This is a genomic window from Kitasatospora sp. UYEF31, assembly GCF_057291755.1.
Genome location: NZ_JBXAWK010000060.1, coordinates 1 through 14092, shown reverse-complemented (window position 1 = coordinate 14092; position 14092 = coordinate 1). Strand labels below are relative to the sequence as shown.

General features: G+C 67.2%; 15 protein-coding genes and 1 pseudogene. 11 read left to right on the top strand and 5 right to left on the bottom strand.

Features of this window, described 5'->3' with window-relative positions:
* Positions 1 to 5: 5 nt before the first annotated feature.
* From AC0Z36_RS24240 to AC0Z36_RS24225, 4 genes are all read left to right on the top strand, one after another.
* Positions 6 to 830 carry an alpha/beta hydrolase fold domain-containing protein gene (locus AC0Z36_RS24240; protein WP_485465149.1) on the top strand — a complete coding sequence of 275 codons (825 nt, stop codon included), beginning with the start codon at positions 6 to 8 and terminating at the stop codon, positions 828 to 830.
* Positions 831 to 1204: 374 nt separating this feature from the next.
* Positions 1205 to 2014, top strand: coding sequence for a DUF6082 family protein (locus AC0Z36_RS24235; RefSeq protein ID WP_485465148.1), 810 nt, complete (start codon positions 1205 to 1207; stop codon positions 2012 to 2014).
* 294 nt (positions 2015 to 2308) lie between these two features.
* Complete coding sequence (locus tag AC0Z36_RS24230; protein WP_485465147.1) at positions 2309 to 2569, top strand: hypothetical protein; 261 nt, start codon at positions 2309 to 2311, stop codon at positions 2567 to 2569.
* 832 nt (positions 2570 to 3401) lie between these two features.
* Positions 3402 to 3743: a S26 family signal peptidase gene (locus AC0Z36_RS24225; RefSeq protein WP_485465146.1), complete on the top strand. Its 342-nt coding sequence runs from the start codon at positions 3402 to 3404 to the stop codon at positions 3741 to 3743.
* A 70-nt stretch (positions 3744 to 3813) separates the two neighbouring features.
* Here AC0Z36_RS24225 and AC0Z36_RS24220 read toward each other — a convergent pair whose 3' ends face one another.
* A complete protein-coding gene (locus AC0Z36_RS24220) occupies positions 3814 to 5397 on the bottom strand; it encodes an MDR family MFS transporter (protein WP_485465145.1) in 1584 nt (527 codons plus the stop codon).
* A 170-nt stretch (positions 5398 to 5567) separates the two neighbouring features.
* Here AC0Z36_RS24220 and AC0Z36_RS24215 point away from each other — a divergent pair, with 170 nt between their 5' ends.
* Positions 5568 to 6182 carry a TetR/AcrR family transcriptional regulator gene (locus tag AC0Z36_RS24215; RefSeq protein ID WP_485465144.1) on the top strand — a complete coding sequence of 205 codons (615 nt, stop codon included), beginning with the start codon at positions 5568 to 5570 and terminating at the stop codon, positions 6180 to 6182.
* 55 nt (positions 6183 to 6237) lie between these two features.
* Here AC0Z36_RS24215 and AC0Z36_RS24210 read toward each other — a convergent pair whose 3' ends face one another.
* The gene (locus AC0Z36_RS24210; protein ID WP_485465143.1) at positions 6238 to 6681 is read right to left on the bottom strand and encodes a pyridoxamine 5'-phosphate oxidase family protein; all 444 of its coding nucleotides are present in this window, start codon (positions 6679 to 6681) and stop codon (positions 6238 to 6240) included.
* Between the two features lie 262 nt (positions 6682 to 6943).
* Positions 6944 to 7357, bottom strand: coding sequence for a VOC family protein (locus AC0Z36_RS24205; RefSeq protein WP_485465142.1), 414 nt, complete (start codon positions 7355 to 7357; stop codon positions 6944 to 6946).
* A 322-nt stretch (positions 7358 to 7679) separates the two neighbouring features.
* Between AC0Z36_RS24205 and AC0Z36_RS24200 the strand changes: the two genes are divergently transcribed.
* Together AC0Z36_RS24200 and AC0Z36_RS24195 are read left to right on the top strand one after the other, a co-directional pair.
* The gene (locus AC0Z36_RS24200) at positions 7680 to 8063 is read left to right on the top strand and encodes a hypothetical protein (protein WP_485465141.1); all 384 of its coding nucleotides are present in this window, start codon (positions 7680 to 7682) and stop codon (positions 8061 to 8063) included.
* A gap of 436 nt (positions 8064 to 8499) precedes the next feature.
* Entirely contained in the window at positions 8500 to 9561 is a 1062-nt protein-coding gene (locus tag AC0Z36_RS24195; RefSeq protein ID WP_485465140.1) for a hypothetical protein, read from the top strand.
* A 256-nt stretch (positions 9562 to 9817) separates the two neighbouring features.
* Here AC0Z36_RS24195 and AC0Z36_RS24190 read toward each other — a convergent pair whose 3' ends face one another.
* The gene (locus tag AC0Z36_RS24190) at positions 9818 to 10102 is read right to left on the bottom strand and encodes a hypothetical protein (RefSeq protein ID WP_485465139.1); all 285 of its coding nucleotides are present in this window, start codon (positions 10100 to 10102) and stop codon (positions 9818 to 9820) included.
* Between the two features lie 6 nt (positions 10103 to 10108).
* On the opposite strand from AC0Z36_RS24190, the gene AC0Z36_RS24185 reads away from it, so the two are divergent.
* From AC0Z36_RS24185 to AC0Z36_RS24175, 3 genes and pseudogenes are all read left to right on the top strand, one after another.
* Positions 10109 to 10888 carry a MerR family transcriptional regulator gene (locus AC0Z36_RS24185; protein WP_485465138.1) on the top strand — a complete coding sequence of 260 codons (780 nt, stop codon included), beginning with the start codon at positions 10109 to 10111 and terminating at the stop codon, positions 10886 to 10888.
* Between the two features lie 216 nt (positions 10889 to 11104).
* A pseudogene (locus AC0Z36_RS24180) lies at positions 11105 to 11218 on the top strand (hypothetical protein); the annotation flags it as partial.
* 156 nt (positions 11219 to 11374) lie between these two features.
* The gene (locus tag AC0Z36_RS24175; RefSeq protein ID WP_485465137.1) at positions 11375 to 11794 is read left to right on the top strand and encodes a transposase; all 420 of its coding nucleotides are present in this window, start codon (positions 11375 to 11377) and stop codon (positions 11792 to 11794) included.
* A gap of 474 nt (positions 11795 to 12268) precedes the next feature.
* On the opposite strand, the gene AC0Z36_RS24170 is transcribed toward AC0Z36_RS24175, so the two are convergent.
* Positions 12269 to 13351: a type IV secretory system conjugative DNA transfer family protein gene (locus tag AC0Z36_RS24170; protein WP_485465136.1), complete on the bottom strand. Its 1083-nt coding sequence runs from the start codon at positions 13349 to 13351 to the stop codon at positions 12269 to 12271.
* On the opposite strand from AC0Z36_RS24170, the gene AC0Z36_RS24165 reads away from it, so the two are divergent.
* Positions 13314 to 13565, top strand: coding sequence for a hypothetical protein (locus AC0Z36_RS24165; RefSeq protein WP_485465135.1), 252 nt, complete (start codon positions 13314 to 13316; stop codon positions 13563 to 13565). The genes AC0Z36_RS24170 and AC0Z36_RS24165 overlap by 38 nt on opposite strands.
* The last annotated feature ends 527 nt before the right edge of the window (positions 13566 to 14092 follow it).

The following is a 14092-nucleotide window of genomic DNA, read 5'->3' as shown; positions in this document are numbered from 1 at the left end:
ACACGGTGGACCTGGACGCGCTCAGCGCACGCGACTACCCGGCCGCCGCACCTGTCCCCGCGTCGATGCTCCGGCGGTACGAACTGACTGAGCGGCAGATTGACGGCCGCCCCGTCCTACGGCTGACCCCACGTAGCGGCCGAAGCGGTCAGCACCTGCTCTACATACACGGCGGCTCGTACGTCAATCCCCTGATCGCAGTGCACTGGTGGGTCATCGACCGGATGACAAGGGGCACGGGTGTTGAAATCACCGTTCCCCTCTACCGGTTGGCGCCCGAAGGCAATGTCGATGAGGCCGGAGCGTTTCTTGAATCCGTGTACACCGGGCTTGTCGATGAGGCCGGTGCCGGGAACATCACGCTCGCGGGCGATTCCGCCGGGGGCGGGCTGATTCTCGGGCAAACGCTGGCCTACCGGGACAGGGGACTGCCGCTGCCGCGTCGTGTTGTGTTGTTCGCGCCATGGCTGGACATCACCATGTCGAATCCCGAGCTGCCCTCCCTGAAAAGGCGGGACCCCATGCTGTCCGCGGCCGCGCTGCTTGTCGACGGCGCTCTGTGGGCCGCCGGAAACGACCCGCGAGAGCCCCGGCTCAGCCCGCTGTTCGGTGACTTCTCCGGGCTGCCGCCGGTGGATTTGTTCCAGGGCGGGCGGGATCTCTTCGTCGCGGATTCCCGGATATTGGCGGCAGGACTTGTACAGGCCGGAAACGTCGGAAGGTTCAAAATCGCACCGGCCGGGTTCCACGGATACGTGGCGGCATTCTGGACACCGGAGGCGAAATCGGCGTTCAGGCAGGTGCGAGGGACGTTTGCCCGGGAGGACTGACGGCGGGTGGTTTCCGTCTTGTCGCACCTGTTGCCGCACCATCGGCTACGCCCGCACCGGACGGCCGAGGGTGCGGACGAAGGGGCTGCCTGCTCAGCAGGTTCAGACCACCCGAAGGTGTCGAACTGAGCCAACATCGCGGCCTGGCTGGTTTAGGCGTTAAAGAATCTTCAGCCTGCGGAATCCCCTATTACAGGAATACCTCCGGAAACTCCCCGGCTGCGCCCGCCCCTACGCGGCACCTCCGGAGGCGCAAGAGCGCCGGTCAACGCCGCCCGGCGCGTCAGCGCAGCCCATAACTGCGGACACGACCCGGCGTCAGGCGCCCCTTGTGGGGACCGCGCGGCCCGGATCGCCGACCACAGGCGGTAGACATGGCCGGACCCATCAGTCAGCGGCGCGTCAGATACCTGATTCCGATTGTCGCCTGCCCCGCGGCTCTCATCGTCGCGTTGCTCGTCTGCATGATCATCGCGGCGGCGTTGAAGCTGCTGTCCGGAGCCTTCGGACTTCAGATGAACGGTGACGCCGCTGAGGCGGTCAACGCGGCCATCGCCGGACTCGCGTTGTCGGGCATCGTCTACACCGGACATCTGCAGCGCCGGGAGTTCTCCCTCCAGCGGGAGGAACTGGCGCTGCAACGCACGGAGATGGAGAAGTCGCACCGTGAGTTGTCCCGTACGGCGGACATCGCCTACCGGGGCCTGCACGTGGATCTGATCCGGATGAGCATCGACAATCCCGACCTCGCCAAGGTGTGGCCGTCGAGCTTCGGGCCGGACGCGGACCATCGCAAAGTCAGTCAGATGATGTACGCGAACTTGATCATCCAGCACCAGTGGCTGGCCTTGTCGAACGGCCACCTCAATGAGGACGAGATCCGCGGCCACCTCAGGCCGTTCTTCGACAGTCCGCTGCTGCGGGAGTTCTGGGACCTCAGCCGCGCGGCGCGGAACTCGATACCACCGCACAGCCCCGAAGCCCGGTACTACGACCTGGCCGACCAGATGCTGGGCCAGCTCGACGAGGAACAGCGCCTGATACAGGAGGCCGGGCTGGCACCGGAGATCGGGCTGGCACCGGAGATCGGGCTGGCACCGGAGATCGGGCCGGTGCGATCCGCCCCGGTCGGGGAGGCAGGGTTGGTACGGGGTAACGGCGAGGCCCGACCGGACGCGGCCTGACGCGGTTCTCAGGCCCGGGCACTCCGGGTGCCGACGCCCCGGCGGATTGTCTGAAGACCATTAACGAAATACGCCGCGATTCTCCCCCGCACGGGTGGGCTTCCTGTAAAAATGACTCACTTCGGAGGATCCGCCAGTCGGCTTGTCCGACTACTGGCCTGGGCTCTGCGCCAACTGGGTGGACACCCGCATCTTGGGCAGCCTGCCTTCGTTGTACGGCCAGACTGGGGACACCATCGTGCCCCGAGGCCGGTAGTTATCACGACCATTGACCTTGACGAGGACAATCCGACGATGCATCACATCCCCGCCACATCGCTGTCGATCGCGCGACGTCTCGGCAGCACTCCGCAACAGCGGGGAAGTCAGGGCAACTGCACATGCCCGGACATCTTCGAGCTGAGCGACGGACGCTTCGCCGTCATCGGCACCGACATGACCGACGAGCTCCGGGGCGCGATCCCCGCCGATGCCGGAATCGCCGACTACGAACGCATCGTTGTGATCAGCAGGGAAACCATGTTGCACGCCCGGGGCGACATCCCCGTCGCGTAGGGAGGCGCAGACCCCGGCCGGGAACGAGTCCTGCCGGGGTCCTGTCGCCCGGACCGGCCGAACCTTTCGTCCAGGAACACCTCGGCGCGTGGCTGGACAGGCATCCGGAGCAGGCCGCAGCCGTCATCGACCGGATCGTGTGGGGTACCCGCCAGGGCTGACCGGCGACGGAGCTCAAACTGCGGGCGGTGGCCGGCAACGTGGACTTCGACACGTACTCGCGTGTCCACATCGCCCGTGCGCAGGAACGCGTCCATCCGACTCCGGGTCGGGGTGAAAACGCACCCGGCACCTGATCAGGGCTCCCCCGAAAGGCTCCGCACCCTCCGGATTCCGTCTAAATAACGGGCTTTTGCCACCTAATTCAAACAGAACAAGACAACTTCCAGCACTCAACCCGACACCCCAGTTCAGCGGAAATCGGTCGCGTGGTCCGCAGCCCACGAGTGGAACGTCCGGGCCGGACCCCCGAGCAGTTGTTCCACGGTGTCGGTCACCCGCAGGCGAACGCAGAACCTCAACACAGGTTGAAGCCAATGCCGCTGGCGGCAAACGGCATTGTCCGTAAGCCGGGTGATGACCCACGCATCCGAGCGGACGCGCTGCGCCCGCTCGGACTGCACCCGGACCAGCCCGCGTCGAAGACGTTCGGACCGCGTCCGGCCAGCTGGCGGCGGGGCTGGCGGCGGGGTTGGGGGCGATGACCGAAGAAGCGGTTAGCGTACGGGTCGCGCTGGTGCGTCTTCGGGAAGTTCCCCCTCGGCGAGGGGAGCGTGTCGGCGACGGCGAATTCCCTTGGTCGGTTCCGCTCGTGTCGGACATGCTGAGGCCCATGGGAATGCTTGACGGAGTCGCAAAGCGGGTCGCTGGGGGAGCCGTGGTGGAGTTCCGGCCGACGGGGTCGTCGATGGTCCCGCTGATCCGCAGTCGGCAGCTTGTGCGCGTGGCACCAGTCGACGCTGCGAAGCTCGCCGTGGGGGATGTTGTGCTGGCCCGGGTGGCGGGGAGTGTCTATCTGCATTTGGTGTCCGCGCTGGATGCGCCGCGCGGGCGGGTGCGGATCAGCAACAACCGGGGTCGGGTCAACGGATGGACCCAGCGGGAGCGGGTTTTCGGGATCTGTGTAGCTGTGGAGGGGGTGGCCAGGGCGGGCGCGGAGGAGAAGGTCAGCTGAGCGGGATTCTGTAGTTCCTGCTTTGGCGTGCCGGCTATGTGGTGCCTGTTCTGTGGTGCCCGCTCTGCGATCAAGGTGAAGCGCACCCTTGAACCGGGCTGATCGGTTTTGCGGCCTCTGGCTTTGCGGCCTCTGGCTTTGCGCGCAACGGGACCTCGATGATGAACCACGAGGCTGCGACGGCAGCGATGCTGATCACCGCGCCCCAGAAGAACAGGGAACCGGTTCCGGAGGCGACCGCGGTCAGGTAGGAACTACCGGCGGCCGGGGTCAGGTCGCCCAGCTTGTTGTTGAACAGCGAGCCGAAGAGCGCGACGCCGAGTGAGCCGCCGATCGTACGGAACATCGTGGACGAGCCCGAGGCGACGCCCATGTCCTTCATCTCCACACAGTTCTGCGCGATGATCAGCGTCATCTGCATCAGGAAGCCGATGCCGACGCCGACCAGCGCCATGTACAGGCTGGTCACGGGACGGCTGGTGCCGGTGTCCATCGTGGACAACAGGCCCAGGCCGACGGCGAGCAGTGCGGTGCCGAGGACCGGGAAGATCCTGTACTTGCCGGTCCTGGCCATGACCTTGCCGCTGATCTGCACCGCGACCACGATCCCGGCCATCATCGGCAGCAGCAGCATGCCGGAGTTGGAGGCCGAAGCGCCCTGGACTGACTGCTGGTACAGCGGCAGGAAGGAGATCGCGCCGAACATCGCCATGCCGACGATGAGCGCCATGACCAGCGACAGGTTGAGGTTGCGGTTGCGGAAGAGGTGCAGCGGGAGGACCGGCTCGGCGGCGCGGGTCTCCGCGAAGATGAACGCGGCGAGGGACAAAACAGCCAGGATGGCCAAGCCGATGATCGTGGCGGAGTTCCAGGCGTAATCATTGCCGCCCCAGGTGGTGAGCAGGACCAATGAGGTCAGCGTGCTGGTCAGCAGGGCCGCGCCGAGGTAGTCGATACGGGCCTGCGAGCGGCGCTTGGGCAGCTTCAGCATGACCGCGCACCAGACGAACGCGACCGCGCCGAGCGGCAGGTTGAGGTAGAAGGCCCAGCGCCAGTCCAGGTGTTCGGTGATGAAGCCGCCGGCCAGCGGGCCGCCGACGGTGGCGATGACCATGACCATGGCGAACATGCCGGCGTACTTGGCGCGGTCGCGCGGGGAGAGCAGTTCGCCCATGAGCGCCATCGCGGTGACGGCGAGGCCTCCGGCGCCCAGGCCCTGGAGGACGCGGAAGCCGATGAGCTGCTCCATCGTCTGGGCTGCGCCGGAGGCGGCCGAGCCGACGAGGAAGATCGCAATGGACGTCAGGAAGATGCCTTTGCGGCCGTACATGTCGCCGAGTTTGCCCCAGATGGGAGTGGATGCGGCGGTGGCGAGGGTGTAGGCGGTGACAACCCAGGAGAGGTGCTTCAGACCGCCGAGGTCGCCGACGATCGTGGGCATCGCGGTGCTCAGGATGTTGTTGTCGAGCATTGCCAGAAGCATGGCGAGCATGATGCCGAGGATGATCCAGCGGATGTTCTCCGGGGTTTCGAGCAGGGCTGCCGGGGTGGTTTGTCGGGGGATTTCTCCAGGTTCGAGTGTGGGCGTGGGCGTGGGTGTGGTTGCTGGGGTGGGTGTGGTTGCTTTTTGCGGGATTTCGGCGGGTGCGGGCATGGCGGATCAGCTCCTTGGCGGGGTCGGCTGCGCCTCCGGGAGATTCGCGGAGTGGTGGTGGTCGGCTGCGCCTTCGAGGCGTCCACCGTGCCGCTAGAAAAGCATAGCCACTCAAAAAGTGCAATGAGTCAATCTTTTTAGCGACTACGCCTGTGCGTTAGAGTGGAGCCATGAACCAGCCGACTGTCGGGCGCCGCGAGCGCAAGAAGACCCAGACCCGCCAAGCCCTGTCGGACGCCGCGCTGCGGATGTTCGTCGAACGCGGCTACGACAACGTGACCGTCATGGACGTCGCAGAGGCCGCGGACGTGTCGGTGACCACCTTGTTCAAGTACTTCCCGAGCAAGGAAGCCCTGATCTTCGATGAGGACGCGGACCGCGAGGAGGCCCTGGTGGCCGTCATCCGTGACCGCGCGCCGGGGGAGTCGATCCTCACGGCGATGCACCGGAACTTCATCGAACTGCAGTTGGCTCCGCGGCTTGAGACGCCGCCCGCCCGGGGGATGCGGGAACTGGTCGCAGGGACTCCGGCGCTGGCCGAGTACTTCCAGCGCATGTGGATGCGGCATACGCAGACCCTGTCGCGGGAGATTTCGGAGGCCGTCGGCGTGGACGAGGGCGGCACCAAGGTGCGGGCGCTGGTGCGCTTCATGATGGAGGCGCCACGACTGGCCGCGCAGGACCCCGACCCGGCGCGGGCGCTGGCGGAGATCTTTGAGCTGCTGGAGACGGGGTGGGGGGATTACGGCGTACGGGGGAGTGGGGCACCGGAGGGGCAGAGCTGATCGGCCGGGGGAGCGGTGCGTCGCCTCGATCGTGCTCGCCTGTCCGGGAGGGGCGCTACGTCAACCACTCGCCGTCGACCATCAGATCCCGTCCAGTGATCTCGTTGACCTCGCGCCAGGTCTGGATCAGTTCCGGCCGGATGCGGAAGTACGGGTAGTCGCGCTGCTCGCGAGGGTCGAACCCGGTCTTGGCCGCGAACGAGTCGGCGACCTCGTCGGTGATCACGTCGGCGACAACCGCGCATCCTTCGATCAGGACCACGTCGCGGGTCGTCCCGACCGTGAGCCGGACCCGGCCGCCGGCCCGGAGATTGCGGGCCGTGGGGTTGCCGGCCGCCGTCGAGATCAACAGCGTCCCGCCGTCCCAGAGGAACGACAGCGGTACCAGATACGGCGTACCCGTTCGGTCGGCGGTGGCCACCCAGGCGTCGACGTCTTCGTCGAGGCGGCGCCGGGTGTCCTGCATGCGCTGGGTGAGCGATCGCGGCGGGACGGTCATGGCGTCGGGCCTCCTGTTTCGGCTACGAAGTGGTGAGGAAGTTCGGTCGCTGTTTCGGATACAGGTGAGGAAGGCCGGTCGCCGTGGCCCGGCAGTCACACCGCCGGGCCACGGCGCTCAGCTCACTGCCTGCCTGCCTGACCAGCCTGGTGATCCGTTGCTCGTCGCCGATCCCGCTTCCCGCACCCGGGGTCACAGCCGTCCGGGACGGCAGCGGCACGCGCCGCGCCGTCCCGGACGGCTGTGAGAGCAAAGATCGCGGCTACTCCGCGTAGGGCTGGTCGGTTCCCTGGTCGCTGTAACCGACACTCCAGATGTAGCCGTCCGGGTCGGCGAAGGTTCCGCCGTACCCGCCCCACGGCAGAGCGCCGGCGGGCTTGAGGACCGTGGCGCCGGCCTTCGCGGCCTCCGCCAGCACCTCGTCGACCCGCGTCTGACTGCGGACGACGTAGGTCAGAACCAGTCCGCTGAAACCGCTGCCTTCCTGCTCCGTACCTACCTGGGCGGCCAGGCCTTCGCGGCTGTAGAAGCCGACGGGCGAGGCGCCGTCCGATGCGAAGAACACCGAGATGCCGAAGTCGCTCTGGACCTTCCAGCCGAGCCCTTCGGTGTAGAACTGCTTGGCCCGGTCCATGTCCCGGACGCCAAGAAGGATCGAGCTGACGTGTGCCTTCATGTCCTGCTCCTTATTGACGGGTGATCATGTGATGCGTGGGTGGTCATGTGCCCGGCCGGGCATCCAGGCAGGGCCCGGACGCCACCCCGGCGCGGGTGTTGCCTTAACGGTAGAAGCGGAGGCCCGACCGGTGCTTCTTCATTCCTGACCGGTGCCGCCCCGCTGCTGGTCGGCGGGGGCTTCGTTGTATCTGGCAACGCCCGTACGCGCCTTTGCACTTCAGGGAATACGCCGACTGAAGTGTAGGCAGTTGGCGGGAGCCCCGCTACCGTTCGGGGTGGAACTTCAGGCACCTGCGTCGAGTTGGTCCCGAGAGAATCGCATGCGAAGGATCGGCGAGTCGGTAGCGATCCTGTTCATGGTGGTGATGGGCCTGGTCGCGATAGCGGTCGCTCTTGTGGTGGCAGGTGCCTGGACGGTCTACAACGCGGCCCTGATGGCCGCGATCGTGCGTCGTGTCGTGGACGGCGAGATGACCTTGCCTTGGATCAGCTTCCCTCTCGGTGTCTGCCTTGCGCTGTTCTTCGCGGCGATGGCGGGTATCCCGCTCGGGTTTGTGGTGGGCGGGCCGTCATCGCTTGTCCATGAGGCCGCGGGGGCGGCGGGATTCGTGCTCGGCGCGCTCTTGGGCGGCGTCGGGATCCCGTTGCTCCTGTGGTACTTCGATGCGATTCCGCCCCTGGGGTCATTCTCGTCGGGTCCGTGAGCACCGCACACGCCGCGTCTGCGACCCACATCGTGCGCCGACGGTCCCAGCGGGTCCACCAGCGCACCGCCGAGCACCCCGAAGAGCAGCCACGGCAGTGTTCCGGCGGCCGTGATGCGGGCGAGCGCCATCGGATCCCGGGTCAACGTCAGTGCCGACGCCCAGCGAGGTCGCGCCGACCGGCAGCGGCTCGCTGCCGGTGGTGTCAAACAGACCCGCTCTGTTTTGACCGCTCACAAGACGAAGGGGACTTTGCCGACGGGGATAGCAGGGCGCCCGAAAACGTCCTGTGAGGCGCCGGGCATGGCTACGAAATGTCAACTCCCGGGAAAATCACGGGGGTTGCCCCTCAAAAACCGACCCGTATCTTCCAAAGTCCGATGTGCCAGTGCATCATTCAGCACGCAAAAGCAAGACCGCCAAAGGAGCACCCCGCATGAAGCGCCTGACCGTCGCAGTCGTCTGCGCCGCGATCCTCGTCCTGAGCGCGTGCTCGGACTCGGACTCGGGGTCCCTGAAGGCGCCGGAGCCGAACAACGCCCCAGCCGACGGCCCCGGTTCACTGCACCAGGCGCTGTCCCGGATCGCACTGACCGACGCCACACGCCAGTACGTCTCCTATGACAAAACGGGCGCCCTCACCAAGCTCACCGGCAAGGACCCCACGACCCAGAACCCTGGCGGGTTCAGCCAGTTGCGCGACAACGGGGCACCCAACCTGTACAACGACGCCGCGCTCATGAAGGACAACCCGGGCATCTCACTTCTGGACGCCGCATACACCGTCAGCGCGGGGCAACGGCCGCACGCCGTCGGCCTGATCGCCGGCGGGCAGGACGCCGCGAAGGTCCAGCGCGGGCTCCTCGGTCTCGGCTGGACGGGCGACGCGAACCACCTCACGCCGCCCGCGCTGAACGACTTCAAGGGCGACCTCGACCTGGGCCCGCTGGCCCTGAACCTCGGCCACGTGCGCACCGACGGTTCCGACATCGCGTACGGGGACTCCGCCGACGCGGTCACGCTCGCCGGGAAACCCCCGGGGAAGACACTCGCGGATGATCCCCGTACGGCCGCCCTCACCGGGTGCCTCGGCGACGTCGTGGCCGCCGTCATCGGCACCCCCGACGGGACGGGGTCACTCCAGCCCACCGCCATCGCAGTCGGCGTACGGACACCCCGCGGTGCCGGGGACACCCCGCGCGCCGTGGTCTGCGCATCCTGGCCGGACGCAACAGGCGCGGGCGACTACAAAACGCGCGTCTCCGCGGATCTGGCCGACGGACAGTCCGCGGTCACCGCCCAGAAGTGGTCTGCGATGCTGACCAATTCCCGTGTCCAGGACATCGGCGGTACGGAACACATCGTGGCGTGGGACGCGGACGCGTCCGCCCCGGCGACCCGCGTCCTCCACATGTTCGCCAACCAGGACCTGCCGGGGCTCCCGTGCACCGGCAAAGCGGCCCGGCCCGGCGCACCGGTCGCACCGCAGTGTGCCTGACCGCAGCAGTCATCGGCCGGGGCGCGCAACTCGGGGAGTCCGACGAGCGGGCCTGGCAGGTCGACGTCCTCGAGCTGGCGCGCGAGGGCATCGATCAGGGAGGGTGACACACGAACGCGACTCCTGTTCATGATCTTCGGCCTCGAGAACCTTGATCATCACGAGTCGCGTCCGGCATTTCTACTCGGGCGCAGCGCCACCGTGTTATCCGGTGCCACCGGAGCACGGGGCAAGGGGATGCGAGGACGCACGCCCCTCACGGACTGCTGGGCGTCGGTTTCCGCAGGGTCCGGTCCAGTTCCGCACCGGCCGGCTCGTATCCGGCATCCGTGATGCGCTGCAACTCGCGCAGGTCGCCCGCCGCCACGGCGCGCCGCGTGAGTAGAAGCCCGGCACGCTCGGACCCCTCGTCCAGCAGCTCGCTCAGCTCCTCCACGTCGCCGTCAGTGTCGGCAAGATCGGCCAACCGGTTCAGTGCGCTCTCGTTTCCGGCGTCCGCCAGGTCGCGCAGTGTCTCTCGGTCGAAGTTCGGATTCACCATGCCGCCATGCTGCAACCTTTCCCCTGGGGAAAGGTCAAGTGGGACGATGGACCGGTGCTAACCATCGGGCAGCTCGCCCGGTACGTCGGGGTCTCGATCAAGACCATCCGCGTGTACCACGACAAGGGACTCCTGCCGGAACCGGACCGCGACGTCTCCGGCTACCGGCGCTATGGCGCGGGCGACGCCATCGACCTGATCAAGATCCGCACCCTCGCCGAGGCCGGCGTGCCGCTGTCCCGCATCCGGGCGCTCCGGTCCGCGACCGACGAGGAGTTCCGGCAGGCCCTCTATGAGATCGACGGCGACGTCACCGCGCGGATCCGCGCGCTCCAGACATCCCAGCGACGGCTCCGCCGGCTCGCCGACGGTCCCGTCTCCTCCCTGCCTCCTGAGGTTGCCGCCCACGTGGAGCAGCTGACTCTTCTGGGCTTCACCGATCGGTGGGTGGCGCTGCAGCGCAACCTGTGGATCCTGGTGTTCGCCACGCATCCGGACATGGCACTGACGTTCTTCCGCGACCAGGCCGAGGCGCTGGCTGATCTGACTCTGCGTCAGCTCTTCGTCGACTACGACCGCGCACACGACCTCGACCCCGAGGACCCCCGGATCGACCGCCTCGCCCACCGCATCGTCAACGCCACCCTCGACCGCTACGGCGCCACCGACCTACCCGGCCAGGACACCGACTCCGCGATCCCGGCCCTCGTACAGGGAGCCGTGAACGCCGCTTCGCCGGCCTGGCGGCGGCTCGACACCCTCGTCCGCGAGCAACTGGGCGCCTGAGTCCGGCCGCGCCGCGTGCGACGGCGGTGGTGAACCGGTGGCTGCAGGAGCTTCCGGCCGGTGGGTCGCCGGCGCCGAGCTCGTGGGAGAACTACGCACGGGTGGTCAAGGAGTGGATGGAGTTCCTGGTTAACGTACGGATAACGCAGAATCCACGCTGTACTGGAACGCTCAGGCGAACACGGCAGCCCCGAACTCGTCCGCCGGCGGATGCGGCAATCGGTCGGACGTACCGGAGTCTGTTGGGGAAACGCTATGACTGAATCATTCTTCGGAGCCCTGAAGAACGAGTGGCTGAGCCGTTACGAGTTCATCGACAGAGCCAAGGCTGGTCTTCGAAGTTAACCGGGCAGCGTGACGGGCGCCACACACCCAATGTGACACTGCGTAGCATTTCTGACTGGGCGTCACCCCCGACGCGGGAAGCCCGCAGGCCTTCGTGATCATGGTTGTTCTCTACGCAACCAATCACGGAAACCCGCGGGCTTGAACCCTGACGATATCAACGCCGAAGCCACTACCTTGCTGGGCCTGGAAGGAGTGGGTGTCGTGCGGATCGACCGGGACGCCGACGACGGCATCCCCCTCGTCCACGCGGTCACCGCCGACCCCGCCGCCCGGGCCTGCCCCGCCTGTGGGGTCTTCTCCACCGCGCGTAAGGCCCGGACCGCCACCCGGCCCCACCTGCCCGAACTCGCCACCCTCGCGCAGACCGTCGACCAGTGGTGGGACGGCATCGAGGCGTACATCCTCACCGGGATCACCAATGCCGCCTCGGAGGGAAACAACCGACTGATCAAGCTGGAGGCCCGCAACGCCTTCGGATTCCGCAACCGGGAGAACCAACGCCTACGATCACGCTGCGCTACAACCAGACGGTCCCGGCGGGAGACGTTGCCCGGTTAACTTCGAAGACCCGTGATCAGGAGACCCTGATGGAGAGCGGGAATGTGGCGGCAGGGTTCATGGCCACCGCTAACCAGTCCGTACGGCTGGCCGCCGCACGGGACCAAGGCGGAAATACCAGGACAGGCAAGAAGGGCATCGTGAATTCGCCCGACCCGGCGGCCCCCATCGCCCGTGGCTCCGTGACGGCGCATACCATCGGGGCTCGGTCCACCCCAAAGGCTGCGCACCCATTCGGGAAAAGCCACCGACCGGGCCGACCGGATCCGGGAGTGTCTCGCTGACGTGCTGGAACAGCGGACATCTGCGCTGTAGGAGGCATCGTCGGCCGACATCAGTCCGTCACCTGTCCCCGTGCCGGTTCAGCCGTTCGGCCAGCCCAGGAGCTCAAGTGTCCGGCTGACCGGTTTCAACTCTATTCCGCCGAGCAATTCTGCGAGTTCGGCACTGTTCAACGGACGCTCGCCGATCAGATCACTGCGGCTTTGGCGGCCGCGCGTCGGAGGCGCCGCCGCCGTACACCCGGATGTTCGCCGCGGACCACAGTTTCGCCATGCCGTGTTCGCCCCACACCTCCACACCCTGCGGCCAGGACTGCAGGATCGTCATGAGTACGATGCCGCGCGACCCGTAGTGGCTGTAGAGATCGGGCAGCTGCTTCCACCGGCACACGTTGGCCGCCTCGTCGAGCACCCCCAGCAGCGGCACGGCAAGCCGGCCGCCGGGCTGCGACGTGGCGTACTCCTCGGCCGCTTCCACGACGGCCACCGTCAGAGCGGTGACCAGCGGTGCGGCGGTCCGCTCACCTTCCCGGGACAGCAGGTACAAGGTCCCCGCACCGCGTGCGAAGGCCTTCGGGTCCGACATCCACGAGTACACCTTCGTGATCGGCAGCTTCTCCACCGAGGCCGCCGGGATCATGTACGCGAGGAGGTCCTTCGCGGAGGAGTCGAAGAACGCGTCGGTGCGTTCGTTCGGCCCCCGGTTGGCGTTGACGAAGTGGCCGGCGAGTTTGGCCGCGCGCCGTCCCCGCAGGGGCGAGACGTACGCGAGACTGTCCGCCGTCAAGAACGCCGAACTGCCGCCGGGGATCGTCTGGTTGGCGAGACCGTGCGCTACGGACCGGCGGTCGGCGACGAGTTGGTCGTACCGGTGCCCGCCACCGGTGGCCAACCACAGGTCCGGGTAATCGAACGACTCGTGGGCGCTGAACCGCCCCCCCGTCCGGATCTCCGTCGGCGGCAGATCCCACGCGCCGACAGTGACGGTCAACCGGTCGTACGGGGCCGCGACCTCGTCGCCGGACTCCCCATCGGCGCAGACCACCCGCACGTTGCCGTGGCCCGTCGCGGTGAGGGCCCGCTGCGCGTCCGCGACCACGTCCGGCTCGATGTCGATCGTGGTCACCGAACTGTGCGGGCCGACCAGGTGGGCCAGGAGCGCCGCGTCGCACGGACGCCGAGCCGGCCACGGGTATCCGTTTCCGCGTCCAGGAGCCCGTTGCCTGTACCGTCCACACGTGACCTCCCCCGTGCCCCGTGGCCTCCACTCGCTCATCCCCAACGCCACCGTCGCCCCTGACTGCATCCCAGCCCCGGGCGGTGCCGCGTGGGCCCGTGCCGCGTTGCAGGCCACCGAACCCGTGCAGGTGCCCCGGGTAGTGGTGGAGGCGACGGCGGAGATGCTCCGGATGCTCGCGCTGACGGCCACCGAGGAGCTTTCCGACGTGGCGCGGAGTCTCGCGGAACGCCTGGACGAATCCGTACGCTGAACGCTTCTGATGGAATCGACTTCTGATGGAATCGACTTCCGGCGGAATCGGCTTCTGACGGAAACGACTCCCGACGGAAACGACTCGCGACGGAAACGACTCGCGACGGAATCGGTTTCTGACGGAAACGACTTCCAGCGGAAACAACTCGCGGCGGACCCGGTATGTGAAGAAAGCAGAATTTGACGGAAAATCAGGGGCACAGGAGTCGACCGGCTCCCGTGCCCCCGTCGTCTACTGGCAGGTCGTCCGGTCCGGCCGGACCACGAGGACCACTCGCCGGGGCGCGTCGCCGACGGGCTTTTCGTACGGAAGCCCGTAACGCACCGCCAGCACGTCGAAGAACTCCCCCCTCAGGGTCCGGGTCGATGCGCTCGACCGTGCCCCGGACCTCCAGGTAGCGGTACGGCTGGTCCGGGTCATTGATCAATACCGCGTAGCTTAAGTTGATCATGCTGTGAGGATGAGTTCGGTGGCGTTGACCAGGTCGATTCGCGGGGGCGTGAGGTGGCGGGTGCCGGTGTCGT